Origin of the sequence: Pilimelia columellifera subsp. columellifera (genome assembly GCF_039532605.1) — a bacterium.
Lineage (GTDB): Bacteria > Actinomycetota > Actinomycetes > Mycobacteriales > Micromonosporaceae > Pilimelia > Pilimelia columellifera.
The window spans coordinates 1-16,410 of the sequence record NZ_BAAARY010000010.1; the positions used below are offsets into that span (position 1 = coordinate 1).

The following is a 16,410-nucleotide window of genomic DNA, read 5'->3' on the forward strand; positions in this document are numbered from 1 at the left end:
TCTGGCTGAATTGTGGTCTGTCTGTCGTTGCTGACGTTGGAATAGTCCGAATGGACGACAATGCCGGCCGATTGGCGACCGGCGACGCCGAGGGTCCCCCGGCGCCACCCGGGCGTCGGGTCGCGTACCCCGACGAACGGCCGACTCGACGGACCCGGGCCGCTGGACGTCCGGTCGTGGGCCTGACGCTGTGGTCCAGTCCACGACCGGGACGTCAATCGCGCAGCGTGGAGGACTCGCTGCGCAGCCGGATCAGCGCGTACTGGACACTGCTGCTGGTCCACCCGCCGCGCCCCGACGCGGTGGGAACCCGCTCGTGGTTGAGCGCGTGCGCGATCTCGGACAACGACCGACCGTCATCACGCAACTGCCCGGCGCGCTGCGCCCCGGCCGACACCGGCTTCGGCGGCCGTCCCCGCCGTGTCCCGCGCTGACCTGCCGCTGTTGTCCCTGATGAAACCCTTGATCGTATAGTCACTAAAGTATTGTCATATCGACATGGATCTATGGATAGTGCCACGTGCGCATGGCTGCCTATGCCATAGAGATCGTCAGTCGTCGGCTCAGCGGTACGGCACGCCCGCCCCCGGTGGCAACCCTGGGTCCGCCCGGTGCGCCGGCGGCGCCAGTCCACCGACGAGCAGACCCACCAGCGCGACGGTCAGCCCGTACGCCTCCAACCGGGTGATGTCGCGCTGCCCGCCCGGAGCCCGGCCGCCCGTGGACAGCGCGAAGTAGCAGCGCAGCACAGTGACCGCGTTGCCCGCGGCGGCGATCAGCACGGGCAGCCACAGCAGCGGCGTCCCCGCGGTGGCCTCCAACAACTCGCTCTCCGCGGAGAAACCGAGCAGCAGCGGGAAGGCGGTGACGCTCAGCCCCGCCACCAGGAAGCCAGCGGCCAGCCGCGGGAATCGACCGAACGCCCCGGCCGGCTCGTCCAGCGTCAGCGGCCCCCGCCGCGCCTCGACGGCGGCGACGGCCATCACCAGCCCCGCGCCGGCCATGGCCAGGGCGCACCATCCGACCCGGACGGTGGCCGGACCGGCCGCTCCCAGCCCGATGGCCAGGGTGCCGGCCTGACTCACCAGGATCCAGGCCACCGCCCGCCGAACCCGTCGCTGCACCGCGGCCACCCCGGCCGCGGCCATCGCCGTGACCGCTCCGACGCCGGCCACGAGCGGTCCGCCGGCGCCAAGATGCTCGGGCAAGGCGAGCAACGTCAGCGGCGTCCCGACCGTGTAGACCACGACCAGCCCCGCAGGCGCCGCCTCCGCCAGGCTCGGGAGCCACGCGTGGCCGGGCGCGACGCCCCACCGCAGCAGCACGGCCGCGGCGCCCAGCGCGCCCGCCGCGGTCGGGTGGCGTGTGCCGATGAGGGCCGCCGCGGCAAGGAGGGCCACCGCCGGACCATGGTGGATGATCAGCAGCCGCCGAACCGGGGTCTCCCCACCCAGCCGCAGCCACACCACCGCCGTCAGAGCGGCCCAGGCGATCGGCGCCGTCGCGGGGTGGGGCGCCGCCGCTGCGGCGACGGAGATGGCCACCACCTGGAGAATGGCGCCCAGCACCCTGGACGGGTGCTCGGCTACAGGTGCCACGCTCACCGCCACGAGCGCTACCGCGAAGGCGACAACGGTCGGCCAACCGCCGGCGTCGCCGGTCCAGAGCACCGCCGACACCACCACGGCGGCGGTGAGCAGGCCGGCCGCGGTTCGCCGGGCCCCCCGCGGGTCCGCCCGGGTCACGGCCGCTGAGCCGGCCGCCACAATCGCGGCGAGGGCCAGTTCGGGCAGCGGGCTCATCGGCCGGCTCCCCGGACCGGGCGGGCGAGGCCGGCCGGACGGCTGACGAGCAGCCGCCGCCACCGTTCGTCCAGCCGGTCCAGCGAGCGCAGGCCCGCTCCGGCATGGTCCAGGAGGCGCTCCCACCGCGCGTCGAGGTCGCCCCGGTGCAGGGCGTACCGGTATGCCCAGAGCTGGGTTCGCGCCGGCAGCAGCCGGTGTGCCCGGTTCCGGGCCGGTGGCGCCGGGCGGCCGAGCGCGCGCTCGTGGACCTGGTGGTCGTGCAGGCGGCTGGGCGCCCGCAGCAGCTGGGCGCCTCGTAGGATGGCATGCCCGATCAGGTGCGCCAGCGCCAGCCGGTGCCAACCGAGGCCGACCTCGCAGGTGACCAGCGCGATCTGCGTCAGCGAGGCGTACGCCAGCGCGCTCTTGACGTCCGTCTGCGCCCGACCCACCACGGTGGCGTGCACGGCGGTGGCCGCGCCGACGGCCACGATGGCCCAGCCAACCGCGGCAGACTCGGCCCAGGCGGGCGACGACCGCAGGAGCAGGTACGGGGCCAGGCTCACCGACACCGCCCCATAACAGATCGCGCTGGACGGGGTAGGGCCCTCCATGGCCCGCGGCAGCCACCCGCACCACGGCAGGAGCGCGCCCTTGCCCATGGCGGCCCACAGCAGCGCCGCGCCGAGCACGGTGGCGTCGGTGACCGAGCGCGGACCGTCAGGGGTCACGTGGTGCCAGTAGACCACCGCGGTGAGCAGTCCGAGGTCGGCGACCCGGTAGACGGTGAACACATGGAGCGCGCTCTCGACCGGTCCGCGGCGCTCCGAGAAGTACCCGATCAGCAGGACGGACGTCGTCCCGGCGATCTCCCAGCCCACGACTGCCAGCGCCAGGCTCCCGGCCAGCGCGACGACGAGGGCGCCGAGCCCGAATCCGGTGAGCAACAGGTGGAAGCGCAGGTAGCCGGGGTCGCGGTGGAGGTACCGGCGGGAGAACAGTGCCACGAGCAGCACCAGCGTCCCGACGGTGAGGGCGAAGGGCGCCGAGGCGCCGTCGGCGACCAGGGGCAGCGGATCGCTGCCCACCGGCCACCACCGTCCGATGTCGGGCCCGCCGCCGGGCGTGCCCGTGGCCAGCCGTGCGCCGAGGACGGCGACGGCGGCGCAGCTCACGCCGAACGTTCCGACCACCACGGCGGTCACCAGCGACTCCCCGACGCGCCGGTGCAGCCAGGCTGCCGCGGCCAGCGCCACCAGCGAGATGAGCGGCGCGGCGACGGCGGTGGTCAGCAGCAGGGCGGTCATCGCGCCACCCCCGCGATGACCTGGACCGGGTTGATCGGGTCCCGGCGTCCCACGTAGGCGTCAGCGGAGCGCGTCACCCGGTCCAGCCGGGTGGACTCCGGTCGGTACGCGACGAAGCCGTCGTCCCGCCACTGGCACATGCGGTTGTCGGTCGGGGACCAGGCGACGAGACGGATCCAGCCGTTGACCACCAACCGGCGCAGGTCCGGCTGCGCGTCGAGAATGCTGGCGAGCTGCCGGGGCTCGGCCTCGCAGACCAGCAGCAGCCGTACCGGCTCGTGGATCTCGACCATCTGCCAGGGCAAGCCCGTTCGGAGGTCGGACGCCTGGCCGTCCATCACCCCGAGCAAGCCGCTGATGTTGTGGGGCAGCTTGGTGCCACACCCGTAGCCGGTCGGGTCGACGTGGCTGAAGTAGTACTCGAGGTTGATGCCCGCGCAGACCGGGCCGACGGCCATGAGGAGTCCGGTGAGCACCGTGCCGTCGGCGTCGGTGGTCGGGTCGTAGGAGATGAGGAAGGCACGCCGGTCCAGGAACAGGCCGCGCGTGCGCCAGCGGCGGCCGACCACCGCGACGGCGTTGGTGGCGTGCCCGTACTCGGGTCGCGGTTGGCCGAGGTCGACGGTGTGGCGCTCCACATGCCGCAATGCCGCCTCGGGCGTCGGATGGTCCGGGGTGTCGGCGAACCGTCGGCACCGCTCCTGCGCGGAGTGGGCGCAGGCGGCGGCCAGGTCGGTCCGCACCCGGGCCACCGCTTCCCGGCTGGCCGCCGGAACCAGCTCCTCGTCGTAGTAGGCGAGGCCGTCGTCGCAGGTGTTGTGGTACCCGCCTAGGAACCAGGTCGTTGCGGGGATCGGCAGGCCCCGGGCAGCCAGTTCCCGCCGCACCTGCGGATGGTTGGCCATGGCGGCGAAGGCCCGGGCGTTCGGGCCGCCGCGCCCGCCGCCGGTAGCGCCGCAGTCGTGGGCCGCCTCGTGCGGGTTGTTGCTGCTGGCCGAGCCGTGTCCGATGACGACGACGAGCGGGCCGAGCCGCCCGGCCAGCCCGGTCGTGCGCAGGAAAGCGGCGACGATGTCGGCCATCTCCGCCACGGTGAAGCCCGGTTGCGGCCCGACCCAACCCTCGTCGTGGTCGAACTCCAGGGCCAGTCGGCCCGTGGTGGGTCGTTGCCGGCCGGTGGCCCGGCGCTCCCAGCGGTGGTAGGCCCGCGGGAACAGGGTGCGCCCCAGCAACGGCGCCAGGTGCAGTGGCCCGCCGACCAGGCTCGCCGCCGCCCCCCGGGCCAGGGTCCGGCTGCCCACGTCGAAGCGCCACGACCCCATCGCCCGACGCCGGGCCCACCAGTCGGACGCCTGGACGTCGGCCACCTCCCGCACGATGTGCCGCGGCTGTATCACCACCGGGCACAGCGGGCGCGGTCGTACGTCGTCGAGCCCCTGGTAGGTCATCGGCACGCCGAAGAAGCCCGCGTAGCCGAACGTTTCGACGGCCGGGGACAGCTCCTCAAGGTGGCGCCGGACCGACTCCTCCCGTTCGTCGATGCAGAACACCACCTGGGCGGGCGCGGGGGCGCGTGGCGGACCGACGTCCGGCTGGTGCGCCGACAGCGCGTCGAGGACGGTGACGGCGTGTCGCCGTTCGTAGGCCAGATGCAGCAGCCGCCGCCGGGTCAGCTCCGGGCAGCCGGCTACCGTGCGCAGCCACCGGGCGGCGACGCCCGGGTCGGCGAGCGCCGTCACGTCGACGGGCATGAGCTGGGCCAGCACGAACGCCTCGTACCGCAGGCCCAGGTCGTCGCGGTCGTGGTGGGCCAGCAACAGATCGGTGTCGGCGGGGGTGGCGCCAGGCCCGAGCGTCTGGCGGGTGATGTGCCGGGCCGCGAGGGTGTCGAGGGTCAGCTGGATGGCGAGGTAGTCGGTGAGGCGGGCGGGGGGCGCGGAGACCGGCGCCCGGTCCGGCCGTCGGTGAAGGTGGTGCACCATGCCGGCCCAGCCCCGCAGCGACAGCAGGGTCGCCTCGATGACGGCCGCCCGTTGGCCCGGGAGCACGCCGAGGGCGTCCAGCGCCCACTCGACGACGTCGACGGCCTGCCGGCCCGCCGTCGTGTGGTCGATGACCAGCGCTGGGAGGTCGCGAAGGAACGGTTCGACCGGCCGGGAGGCGCCGTACAGGTTGTGGAAGGCGGCGAGCATGCCGGCGTCCCTGCCGGGCATGGCCCAGTGTGCGATGCCCTGGTCGAGGTAGGCGGCGGTGAACCGGATCAGCAGCGGGTGGGTGAGCCGGTCGGGGTCGTGGCCGGTCGCCTCGAGAATGCGGTCGCGCGGGCGGGCGGGCCGTGGCGTTGGCGGGTCGGTCGGGACGGGGACTGCCCGCAGCCGTGCCCACAGATCCGTGAGGAGGTCGCGTTCGGCGCCGCTGGCCAGCAGGTGGCGTCGTCGCACGGCGTCGACCTGGGGATGCAGCCTGGTCAGCGCATCGGTTTCGTGCAGCGTCCAGGAAAGCGCCGGCCCGGCGGGCAGGTCGAGGTCGAGCGCCAGGCGGCGCAGCACGTAGTCGGCGCCGCCGTGGCGGAGGTCCGCTCCGGGGGCGCCCGATCCGGTGGCGACCGCGGCGAGGTCGGCGGGGGTGATCCGCCCGTCGGCGCGCAGTCGGTGGTAGGCCGCCTCCGGCAGGTATGGCTCGGCGCCGAACTGGCGGCCGGCGGTCTCCACCGCGACGGTGAAGGGCAGGTGCTCGAACGCGTGCAGGGTGTTGTGGTGGACGAACGCGTGCAGCGGCGCCTGCTGCGGCAGGAGCCGGGCGACGTGGTCGATCAACTCGGTGGTGGCGCCGGGCTGGTGGTCGAGCGAGGTGGCGTCGAAGGGAGTCATGGCTCACCGCCGCCGGGTGGCGTGTGGGTGGTCCGAGGTCGCACGCAGCTTTTCTAGCCCCCGAACGGTGAGGGTGACCCCTGGCCACTCCCGCGCCATGTCCTGAAGTCGGGACAGGAACGTGTGGTCGACGAGCCTGGCGTCGCCGACGTCGATGGTCACCGTCCTCGGTGGCGGATCGCCGGCGCGTCGGACCGCGTTACGGACGGGCGTCAGGGCGGTGAAGATAGCGGCGTCGGGCACCCGGACATGGAGGGTGTCCCCGTCGCGACGCGCCTCGGCCCGGGGCCGCACGATCGCCCGAGCCGGGGCCCCGCGCACCAGGTGCACGACGAGTTTCAACAGCAGGCCGGCGGCGACGCCGAGGAGCAGGTCGGTGGCCAACGTGACGATCAGGGTGGTGAGGAAGAGCGCCGCCTGGTCGAGACCGATGCGTCGCAGGCGCGTGAGTTCGCTGGGGGAGGCCAGGCGGGCGCCGGTGTAGACCAGCATGGCGGCGAGGGCGGCCAGCGGGATGGTCTGTAGGACCGCCGGCGCGGCGGCGACCAGGATCAGCAGGATGGCGCCGTGGGCGAAGTTCGACCAGCGGGATCGTGCGCCGGCGTCGATGTTGGCCCGGCTGCGGACGATTTCCGAGATCATGGGCAGTCCGCCGATGAGCGAGGCGACGAGGTTTCCGCCGCCGAGGGCGAGCAGGTCCCGGTTGTAGTCCGATGCCCGGCGTTCAGGGTCCATCGCGTCGACGGCCAGCACGGTCAGGGTCGACTCGATGCTGCCGATGAGCGCGAACATCACCACGTACTTGATCGAGGCGGCCGACGTGATCACCGAGAAGTCGGGGAAGGCGACCGCGTCCAGCAGGCTGCCGGGGAGCCGGACGAGGTGCTCGGGCCCGAGGTGGTGGCCGGCGCCGAACAGCTGGTAGTCGTGCGGCTGCGCCAGGTGAAGGAGCAGGCCGAGGGGGACGGCCACGGCGAGGACGACCAGCGGGGCGGGGACGGCCTTGGCCCACCGGGCCCGGATCAGCGGCAGTCCGAACAGGATCAGCAGGGAGAGCAGACCGATCCCCACGATGGCGGGGTTGGCGTGGATGACGCTGCGGGGGATCTCGGCCAGCAGCTCCAGCGGCTCGGCGCCTTCCGGCGTGACGCCCAGGACGACGTGCGCCTGCTTGGCGATGATGATGACGCCGATGGCGGCCAACATGCCGTGTACCACCGACGGCGACATGGCCACGCCGACGCTGGCGGCGCGGCACAGCGCCAGAATGATCTGGATGACGGCGGCGACCACTCCGACGGCGAGCGCCCGTCGGTAGCCCAGGGCGGTATCACCGCCGCCCAGTTCGGTGACGGCGCCGATGGCGATGACGATGAGGCCGGCGGCGGGTCCCTTGATGGTCAGGCGGGCGCTGCCGAGCAGGGTGACCAGCACGCCGCCGACGATGGCGGTGAGCAGGCCGGCGACGGGTGGAAAACCGCTGGCGAGGGCGATGCCCAGGCACAGGGGGAGAGCGATGAGCGCGACGAGGAATCCGGATCTGAGGTCGGCGCGGTTGAAACGGCCGACGGGAGGCGCGGTGGTCGGGGGCGTTGAGGGCATGGTCAGTCCTTGGTCGACGGATGCGCCCGCCGTCGCGGCGGTGGCGCGCGGGCCGGTGGTCGCGCGGGGTGGTCGCGGACCGGCGCCTCCGGTGGCGCCCTGGCGCCACCCGGCCTGTGGGGTCGGCTCGGGGCCCGATCCGGGCGTGGAGACCGGGGGCTGCCACGCGGACAGCGGCGGGGGTGCGCGCGGGCCGACGGCAGCGCTTCCTCGGTGGTCGGGTCGGCGAGGCGCGGCAGGGGCGTCGAGGTGAGGACGCTGCGGTCGAGCTGCGCGGTGGCGTGTCGCGGCGCGCAGGATTCGGCGGGCGCGCCGAGGGCGGTCGCGGTCGGCTGGGCGCGCGTTGGGGACGCGGTAGCGTCGGCGAGGGTCGATGCGACCGTCAGGGCCGGCGATGGGCTCCGGTGGTCCGCTGCGCCGTGCGGGTGTAGCGCCGCCAGCACGAACGCGAGCACCAGAAGGACGCCCGGCAGTCGCACGTCTCCTCCTTGTCGCGCATCAACGGAAGGCTGAGGCGCCGAGGGTCAGCGGCCTACTGTGGCGAGAATCATTCCATAGACGACAGTCGATTAGCTACCGGTTCCTCCGGAAACGGTGTGGTGTACCGGCGGTCGTCAGCCGATGCGCCGGCACGGGGCGACAGCCGGCCTGGCCGGTCCGGCATGGGAAACTCAGGGCCCCGGTGGAACAAGGAGCAGCGCATGACGGCAGAGCAGCGGACCACGGCGACCGTGCTGGACGGAAGGGCGACCGCGGCGGCGGTCAAGGACGACCTGCGCGGGCGGGTCAAGGCGCTCGCTGAGCGGGGCATCGTCCCCGGGCTGGGCACGGTGCTCGTCGGGGACGACCCCGGCTCGCACGCCTACGTCGCCGGCAAGCACCGGGACTGCGCCGAGCTGGGCATCGCCTCGATCCGCCGGGACCTGCCCGTCGACGCCACCCAGGCCCAGCTCGACGCGGCGGTCGCGGAGCTGAACGCCGACCCGGCGTGCCACGGGTACATCGTGCAGCTTCCGTTGCCCAAGGGCCTGGACACCCAGCGGGTGCTGGAGGCCATCGACCCGGACAAGGACGCCGACGGTCTGCACCCGGTCAGCCTCGGGCGGCTGGTGCTCGGTTACGACGGGCCGCTGCCGTGCACCCCGCGCGGCATCGTCCACCTGCTGCGCGCCTACGGGGTGCCGCTGGTCGGCGCGCACGTCGTCGTCGTTGGGCGGGGCACGACGGTGGGCCGGCCGCTGGGGCTGCTGTTGACCCGGCGCAGCGAGAACGCCACGGTCACCCTCTGCCACACCGGCACCCGTGACCTGGCCGGGCACACCCGGCTGGCGGACGTGATCGTCGCGGCGGCAGGCGTGCCGGGGATCCTCACGGCCGATATGGTCAAGCCGGGCGCGGCGGTGGTCGACGTCGGGATCACCCGGGTGGTCGGGCCGGACGGCAAGGGCATCTACACCGGGGACGTCGACCCGGCGGTGGCCGGGGTGGCCGGCTATCTCGCGCCGGTGCCCGGCGGGGTGGGCCCGATGACCCGGGCGATGCTGCTGGCCAACGTCGTCGAGCGCGCCGAGCGCCTCTGACGGACGGCGTGTCTGTCTCGTCTCAGGCGTCGTGCGTCATATCACCCGGCCCTCCGGCCGCCCGGCGGCCCAGGGCGGGCTATGGTCCGCGTGACGACTTGTTTCCCTGCCGATCCGGGAGTGTTCATGGGTAAGAAGGTCACTGTTGTCGGCGCCGGCTTCTACGGCGCGACGACCGCTCAGCGCCTCGCCGAGTACGACGTTTTCGAGACCGTTGTGCTCACCGACATCATCGACGGCAAGCCCGAGGGCCTGGCGCTGGACCTGAACCAGTCGCGCCCGATCGAGGGCTTCGAGACGAAGATCATCGGCAGGACGACCGGCCTGGACGGGTCGGGCTACGACGTCATCGAGGGCTCGGACGTTGTCGTGATCACCGCCGGTCTGCCGCGTAAGCCGGGCATGAGCCGGATGGACCTGCTGGAGACCAACGCCAAGATCGTCCGGGGCGTGGCGGAGAACGTGGCGAAGTACGCGCCGAACGCCGTCGTCATCGTGGTGTCGAACCCGCTCGACGAGATGACGGCGCTGGCGCAACTGGCCACCCAGTTCCCGAAGAACCGGGTCATGGGCCAGGCCGGCATGCTCGACACCGCCCGGTTCACCAACTTCGTGGCCGAGGAGCTGAAGGTTCCGGTGGCCAGCGTGCAGACGCTGACGCTGGGATCGCACGGCGACACCATGGTCCCGGTCCCGTCCCGCTGCACGGTCGACGGCAAGCCGCTGTCTGAGCTGCTGCCCGCCGACCGGATCGATGAGCTGGTGGTCCGCACCCGCAACGGTGGGGCCGAGGTCGTCGCGCTACTCAAGACCGGTTCGGCGTTCTACGCCCCGTCGGCCGCCGCCGCCCGGATGGCCAGGGCCGTCGCGGAGGACTCCGGCGCCGTCATGCCGGTCTGCGCGTGGGTGGACGGCGAGTACGGCATCGCCGGCGTCTACCTGGGCGTCGAGGCCGAGATCGGCGCCACCGGCATCCGCCGGGTCGTCGAGACCGCGCTGACGGAGACCGAGCTGGCCGGGCTGAAGGAGGCCGCCGAGGCGGTCCGTGCGAAGCAGGCGGACGTCGCCAGCATGTGACGCGTCGCGGCGGTGGCGTCGCGCGAGAGTGTTGCCGACGCGCCCGCGGGGCTCCGCCGCGGGCGCGTCGTCGTGAGGTGAGCCGACCTGCTGCCTTGGCCGTCGGCGCACGCCAGCGCGAACGGGCCGGTCAGGGGTTCTGCCAGAGGCCGACGAGGTTTCCGTCCGGGTCGTTGAAGTAGGCGGCGAAGCCCATGTCGCCGACCGGCTCCTTGCCGCTGACGGTCTTGCCGCCGGCGCGTTCGATCTGGGTGAGCGTGGCGTCGATGTCGGAGACGTCGATGGTGATGACCGGCCCGGTGACCGGGCTCTCCCGCTTGCAGATGCCGCCGTTGATGGCGCCGGGCTCGGTGGTCATGCCGTCGGCGTCGGTGGGCGTGGTGTGGACGATGGTGTAGTCCAGCTCCGGCATCGGGTTGATCACCCAGCTGAAGACATCGCGGTAGAAGCCGCGGGCCCGCTCGACGTCGTCCGCGGGCAGTTCGAAGTGCACAACGCGTCCTGTCATGGTTTCCTCCGTGACAATGTGGTCGATACTTCCGCAGGTCATGCTAGCTTCGGCCGCGTTGGCTGGCGGGCCTGTTGGCGGCGCCCTCGGGTGTCCGGCGCCGGGGTGGGCTGGTGGGCGCGCGGACAGTACGCTCGTACGGCTGGCAGCTGTGTCCCTTCGGAAGGAGCGCCGTCGAATGGCGAAGATCAAGGTGAACAACCCCGTCGTCGAGCTGGACGGCGACGAGATGACACGGATCATCTGGAAGCAGATCCGCGAGCAGCTCGTCCTCCCGTACCTCGACGTCGACCTGCGGCACTTCGACCTGTCGATCGAGAGCCGCGACGCCACCGACGACCAGATCACCATCGACGCCGCGCACGCCATCAAGGCCGCCGGCGTGGGCGTCAAGTGCGCCACCATCACCCCGGACGAGGCGCGGGTCGAGGAGTTCGGCCTCAAGAAGATGTGGCGCTCGCCGAACGGCACCATCCGCAACATCCTCGGCGGCGTCATCTTCCGCGAGCCGATCATCATGGCGAACGTGCCGCGCCTGGTCCCGGGCTGGACCAAGCCGATCGTCGTCGGCCGTCACGCCCACGGCGACCAGTACAAGGCCACCGACTTCGTGGTCGACAGGCCGGGCACGCTGACCATGACGTTCCAGCCGGCCGACGGCTCGCAGCCGATGGAGTTCCAGGTCGCCGAGTTCCCCGGCGGCGGCGTCGCCATGGGCATGTACAACTACGACGACTCGATCCGCGACTTCGCCCGCGCGTCGTTCCGCTACGGCCTGGCCCGCAACTTCCCGGTCTACCTGTCGACGAAGAACACGATTCTCAAGGCGTACGACGGCCGCTTCAAGGACATCTTCGCGGAGATCTTCGAGGCCGAGTTCAAGGCCGAGTTCGACGCCGCCGGCCTCACCTACGAGCACCGGCTCATCGACGACATGGTCGCCGCCGCGCTCAAGTGGGAGGGCGGCTACGTCTGGGCCTGCAAGAACTACGACGGCGACGTGCAGTCCGACATCGTCGCCCAGGGCTTCGGCTCGCTCGGCCTCATGACCAGCGTCCTGATGACCCCGGACGGCCGGACCGTCGAGGCCGAGGCCGCCCACGGCACGGTCACCCGGCACTACCGCCAGTGGCAGAAGGGCGAGAAGACGTCGACGAACCCGATCGCGTCGATCTTCGCCTGGACCCGGGGCCTGGCCCACCGGGGCAAGCTGGACGGCACGCCGGCAGTCACCGAGTTCGCGAACACCGTCGAGCGGGTCTGCGTCGAGACCGTCGAGGGCGGGCAGATGACCAAGGACCTGGCGCTGCTCATCGCGAAGGACGCCCCGTGGCTGACCACCGACGAGTTCATGGCCGCCCTGGACGAGAACCTGGCCAAGACGCTGGCCTGATCCACTGAGCATGCCAGGCCAGGGGCGCCGCTGACGGACCGACAACGTCCAGGCAGCGGCGCTCTGGCTGTGTCCAGGCCGCCCGTCGCGGCCCAGCGGCGCCCTGTCGTGCTCCGGGGCCGTTACGGCAGCGGACCGGCCAGGTCGCCTTCGCGGACGTTGAGGTCGGTGACGCTGTCGCGGCCGGCGTCGCCGTAGAGGTGGTCGGCGCCGGGTCCCCCGGTCAGCCGGTCGTCGCCGCCGTCGCCGTTGAGCCGGTCGTCGCCGGCGCCGCCGTCGAGCGCGTCCCGGCCGGCGCCGCCGGAGATCCGGTCGTTCCCGCCGTCGCCGTTGAGTCGGTCGTCGCCAGCGGCCCCGAACAGGATGTCGTCGCCGTCGGCGCCGGTGAGGCGGTCGGCGCCGACGTCCCCGGAGAGCACGTCGTCGCCGGGTCCGCCGGTGACGACGTCATCGCCCGCGCCGCCGCACACGATGTCGTCGCCGGGTCCGCCGTTGAGCACGTCCCGGCCGTTCTGGCCGAGGATGACGTCGACCCCGGCGCCGCCGGTGACGGTGTTGCCGCCAGCCCCGGCGACCCGCGCCACGACGGTCGTGGTGGCCTCGCCGCCGCCTTCGGCGGCGACGACGGTGAGGGTCGCGACACCGGTGCGCCCGGCGCTCGCGCGGAACGTCATCGTGCGGGTCTTGCCGGCCCCGGCGAAGGTGACAGCTGCCGGCGCCACCAGCGCGGCGTTGTTCGAGCGGACGCTCAGCTTGGCGCCGGTGGCCCGGGCGGACGGGCCGTCAACGGTGAGGTCGACGGTGGCCCGGTGGTCGTCCACGCACAGGCCGCCGTTGACGGCGACGGCGAGCGCGGCGCCGCCTGAGGTCGTCTGGTTGAGCAGAAGGCCGGCTAGCTGGGCGCCGCCGCCGGAGATGGTCAGGTCGGGGCGTCCGTTGTGGTCGAGGTCGGCGACGGCGTGGTCTAGCGCCCGTTCGGTGACTCTGGTGGGCGCGCCGAACCCGCCGGCGCCGTCGCCGGGCCGCAGCTGGCCGCCGGCGCCGGCCGACGTCACGCCGGTGTAGGCGAGGTCGAGGTCGCCGTCGCCGTCGAAGTCCGCGAGCTTGGGGTGGGCGGCCTGTTCCTGGTTGGCGATGACCAGCGGCTCGGCGAACGTGCCGTCGCCGCGGCCAAGGTGGGTGGTGAGCGCGCTGGCCTCGTCCTCGTGGACGGCGGCGATGACGATGTCGAGCTTGCCGTCCTTGTTGACGTCGCCGACGGTCATGCCTTCGGGTCCGCCGCCGGGGGAGCCGAGCACGTCGGAGTTCTCGTAGGCCGGCGCGAGCAGGACCCCGACCTTGCGGCCGCCGGAGGAGCGCACGAGCAGGTCGGGGCGGCCGTCACCGTTGGCGTCGGCGAGGATGACCTGGTCGGCGCCGGCGGTGCCGGTGTACACGCGCTGGGCCGCCGGGAAGCCGCCGCCGGGTTGGCCGTGGAAGAAGTCGACGCCCGACGTCCCGTCGGAGGCCGAGGCGATGTCGGCCCGGCCGTCGCCGTTGGCGTCGCCGATGGCCACGTGGGTGGGCACGTCGTTGGTGGTCAGCGGCATGGCGGCGGCGAAGCTGAGGCCGGCGGCGCCGTGGTGGACGGTGAGCCGGTCCTGTGCGCTGTGGACCAGGACCAGGTCCGGGTCGCCGTCGGCGTTGAGGTCGCCGGCGGCGATGTGGTTGACGGTCATGCCGGCGCCGATGGTCCCGGCGACGGTGAAGACCCCGCCGGGCGCCCCGCGCATGATGGTGACGGTGGAGTCGTCGGTGCGGCCGACGAGGTCTAGCTGGCCGTCACGGTCGAGGTCGGCGGCGGTGAGCAGGGTGGCCGGGGCGGGCAGGGCCCGGCTGGCGAAGGTGACCGGGACGGCCTGGGCGGGCGTGGCGCCGGCTAGGCCGCCGGTGATGACGACAGCGGCGACGCAGGCCACCGAGGCGGGGTGACGTCTGGGGGCGGGTCGGTGCGGCACGAGAGACTCCTTCAACCGATGACGGGATGTCCACCCTAAATAAGTAGGATATAAACGGACAAATCACCAGGCATCTCACGACGACGGCGGGCTCCCGTCACGCCGCCGCGTCGGGCCGTTCCCGCCGCTCACGGCCGTGCCAGTAGCCAGGTCGCCCCGGACGGCTCGTCCCGCACCTCGACGCCGGCCCCGGCGAGCGCGTCCCGAACCCGGTCCGAGGTCTCCCAGTCGCGCGCCGCGCGGGCGTCGCGGCGGACCGCCAGCAGCGCCTCCACGAATGGCGCCACCACCGCGCGCGGGTCCCGGGCGCCCACCCGCGCCAGCTCGCCCAGCCGCACCACCATGCCGCGCAGCAGACTGTGCGCGTGGGCGCCGTCGCCGCCGGTCAGGGTGTCCGACGACCAGTCGACGAGCGCCTGCTCCAACTCCAGAACCGCCGCGACGGCCCCCTCCACATCAGATCCGCCCAGGGCGGCGGCGAACGCGGCGTCCAGCCGGTCGGCCGCCTCCCGCAACGAGCCCGCCCCCGCCCCGCCCGCGCTGCCCCCGCCCGTGTCAGCGCCAGCGCTCGCGCCCGCGCGACCCGGTCCCGCGTCGGTCTCGCCGGCCGCTCCTGGCCCGGCGGCGCCGCCGGCCGACCCGACGCCGGTCGGAGTCCAGCCGGGGGCATCGCCCAGCTCGCCGAGCTGATCCAACGGCAGCTCGGTGCCGGTCGGGTAGACCCGGCTGCGGTCGCCCCGGCGGATCGTCGCCCCGCCGTTGCCGACCACCGACGCCGTCCGGTCCGCGAGGTCGAGCAGGACGGCGGTGTGCTCGTCGACGCCCAGGATGAACGCCTCGGCGGGCAGCTGCGCCGCCAGCGGGGCCAGCCGGCGTTCGCCCAGGTACGAGTAGCGGGTGTCGTGGGTGCCGCCCTCGGCGTTGTCCCAGTGCGGGATCACCACCGCAGGCAGGCCGGTGACCTGCCGCACCAGGTCCAGCCCCGGCGTCCAGGCCGGCGGTTGGCCGGCCTTGTAGATCTCGTAGACGGGCACCGCGTGGCTGCCGAGCGTCAGCGCGGCGGCGCTGGCGAAGACCGCGACGCCGCCCCCGGTCACGGTCGCGGCGATGACGTCCGGGATCGCGGTGCCCGCCCACTGCCGCAGCGTGTATGTGGGGCTGCCCGGCCCGGCGAAGATCCAGCCGGCGGCGCGCAGCGCCGCCACCGCCCGTTCCCGGGCCACCGGATCGGTAGGCCGTTCCCGCCACGACACCACGTCGACCGACTGCCCGACACTCTGGGCGAAGTAGGCCACGGCACGGGCCGAGATGTCGTCGGCATTGGTCTGGAACCCGTACGGGGTGTCCAGCAGCGCCGCTGGCCGGCCCCCGACGCGTTCGAAGATCGCCCGGTGCGGCTTGACCATCGTCGGCGCGGTCTCGCCCGAACCCATGATCACCAACAGGCCGCTCATGAGGGGCCAGCCAGGGTGAGCAGGTCCTCGGCGAGCCGGGCCGGGTGCTGGGCGTGCAGGTCGTGGTCGGCGTCCAGGTACTCGCGCACCGTCGGCTGCCTGAGGTGCGCGGCGGCTTTGGCAACCCGGCGCCGCACCCGGGCCGCCCGACCGGGGTCCGACGGGATAGCCGGCAGCAGCAGCGTCGGCGCCGTGATCTGTGGCAGGTGCCGGTGTGGCGGGTCGTCGTACACGCTGCGGACGATGCGCATATGGGCCTCCACCGGCAGTCGGCGCTCCACAGTGCCGTCCGGCAGGGTGCGCAGGCTCGCGACAGTAGCGTCCACCGCGCGCTCCGACCAGTCCGGATGGGCGGCCCGGATCCGCTCTCGCAACGCCTCGGCGGTCTGGCCGTCCACATCAGCCGGACGCAGTGTCGCCGCGCAGGCCGCCCACGAGCCGAAGTCGGCCGGCAGGTCGATCCAGCCGCCGTCCACCAAGGCCAGGCCGTGCGCCGGGCGGGACGCCGCCAGCCGCACCACCACGTTTCCACCCCACGACTGGCCCACCAGCACCGGACCGTCGAGCCCGAGCAGGTCCAGGACCGCCTCGGCGTCGGCGACGGCCCCGGCCATCCCGTAGCCGGCCGGGGCCGGGTCGGAGCCGCCGTGGCCGAGCAGGTCCAGCGCGTACACCGGGTGGCCGGCCGACGCGAGCGCCTCCGCCACCTCGTCCCACAGGCCGGCGTGTGAGGCCAGGCCGTGGACCAGCAGGTACGGCCGGCGTTCGCCCGGGCGGGCGATGACGGCGAGCTTGCCGCCGCGGGGTGAGGCGACGGTCAGGGTCCGCATACTGTCAA

General features: G+C 73.3%; 13 protein-coding genes. 3 read left to right on the forward strand and 10 right to left on the reverse strand.

Going from position 1 to position 16,410, the window contains the following annotated elements:
• Positions 1-214: 214 nt before the first annotated feature.
• The 6 genes from ABD287_RS11815 to ABD287_RS11840 all read right to left on the reverse strand — a co-directional run bounded on the left by ABD287_RS11815 (position 215) and on the right by ABD287_RS11840 (position 8,042).
• A complete protein-coding gene (locus ABD287_RS11815; RefSeq protein WP_344172221.1) occupies positions 215-346 on the reverse strand; it encodes a hypothetical protein in 132 nt (43 codons plus the stop codon).
• Between the two features lie 217 nt (positions 347-563).
• A complete protein-coding gene (locus ABD287_RS11820; protein WP_344172223.1) occupies positions 564-1,802 on the reverse strand; it encodes a proton-conducting transporter transmembrane domain-containing protein in 1,239 nt (412 codons plus the stop codon).
• Positions 1,799-3,091: a proton-conducting transporter transmembrane domain-containing protein gene (locus ABD287_RS11825; RefSeq protein ID WP_344172225.1), complete on the reverse strand. Its 1,293-nt coding sequence runs from the start codon at positions 3,089-3,091 to the stop codon at positions 1,799-1,801. The genes ABD287_RS11820 and ABD287_RS11825 overlap by 4 nt, the downstream gene beginning before the upstream one ends.
• Complete coding sequence (locus tag ABD287_RS11830) at positions 3,088-5,961, reverse strand: DUF2309 domain-containing protein (protein WP_344172227.1); 2,874 nt, start codon at positions 5,959-5,961, stop codon at positions 3,088-3,090. Before ABD287_RS11830 ends, ABD287_RS11825 begins: the two co-directional genes overlap by 4 nt.
• A gap of 3 nt (positions 5,962-5,964) precedes the next feature.
• Positions 5,965-7,563 carry a SulP family inorganic anion transporter gene (locus ABD287_RS11835; protein ID WP_344172229.1) on the reverse strand — a complete coding sequence of 533 codons (1,599 nt, stop codon included), beginning with the start codon at positions 7,561-7,563 and terminating at the stop codon, positions 5,965-5,967.
• A gap of 2 nt (positions 7,564-7,565) precedes the next feature.
• Complete coding sequence (locus tag ABD287_RS11840) at positions 7,566-8,042, reverse strand: hypothetical protein (RefSeq protein ID WP_344172231.1); 477 nt, start codon at positions 8,040-8,042, stop codon at positions 7,566-7,568.
• A 222-nt stretch (positions 8,043-8,264) separates the two neighbouring features.
• On the opposite strand from ABD287_RS11840, the gene ABD287_RS11845 reads away from it, so the two are divergent.
• On the forward strand, positions 8,265-9,143 hold the full coding sequence (locus tag ABD287_RS11845; protein ID WP_344172233.1) for a bifunctional methylenetetrahydrofolate dehydrogenase/methenyltetrahydrofolate cyclohydrolase: 879 nt from the start codon (positions 8,265-8,267) through the stop codon (positions 9,141-9,143).
• Positions 9,144-9,269: 126 nt separating this feature from the next.
• Complete coding sequence (gene mdh / locus ABD287_RS11850) at positions 9,270-10,220, forward strand: malate dehydrogenase (RefSeq protein WP_344172451.1); 951 nt, start codon at positions 9,270-9,272, stop codon at positions 10,218-10,220.
• A gap of 130 nt (positions 10,221-10,350) precedes the next feature.
• Here mdh and ABD287_RS11855 read toward each other — a convergent pair whose 3' ends face one another.
• A complete protein-coding gene (locus tag ABD287_RS11855; protein WP_344172235.1) occupies positions 10,351-10,728 on the reverse strand; it encodes a VOC family protein in 378 nt (125 codons plus the stop codon).
• A 178-nt stretch (positions 10,729-10,906) separates the two neighbouring features.
• Between ABD287_RS11855 and ABD287_RS11860 the strand changes: the two genes are divergently transcribed.
• Positions 10,907-12,121 carry an NADP-dependent isocitrate dehydrogenase gene (locus tag ABD287_RS11860; RefSeq protein WP_344172237.1) on the forward strand — a complete coding sequence of 405 codons (1,215 nt, stop codon included), beginning with the start codon at positions 10,907-10,909 and terminating at the stop codon, positions 12,119-12,121.
• A gap of 122 nt (positions 12,122-12,243) precedes the next feature.
• On the opposite strand, the gene ABD287_RS11865 is transcribed toward ABD287_RS11860, so the two are convergent.
• The 3 genes from ABD287_RS11865 to ABD287_RS11875 all read right to left on the reverse strand — a co-directional run bounded on the left by ABD287_RS11865 (position 12,244) and on the right by ABD287_RS11875 (position 16,402).
• Positions 12,244-14,118: an FG-GAP-like repeat-containing protein gene (locus ABD287_RS11865; RefSeq protein WP_344172239.1), complete on the reverse strand. Its 1,875-nt coding sequence runs from the start codon at positions 14,116-14,118 to the stop codon at positions 12,244-12,246.
• A 128-nt stretch (positions 14,119-14,246) separates the two neighbouring features.
• A complete protein-coding gene (locus ABD287_RS11870) occupies positions 14,247-15,572 on the reverse strand; it encodes a CysS/YqeB C-terminal domain-containing protein (RefSeq protein ID WP_344172241.1) in 1,326 nt (441 codons plus the stop codon).
• A complete protein-coding gene (locus ABD287_RS11875) occupies positions 15,569-16,402 on the reverse strand; it encodes an alpha/beta fold hydrolase (protein ID WP_344172243.1) in 834 nt (277 codons plus the stop codon). The genes ABD287_RS11870 and ABD287_RS11875 overlap by 4 nt, the downstream gene beginning before the upstream one ends.
• Between the last annotated feature and the right edge of the window lie 8 nt (positions 16,403-16,410).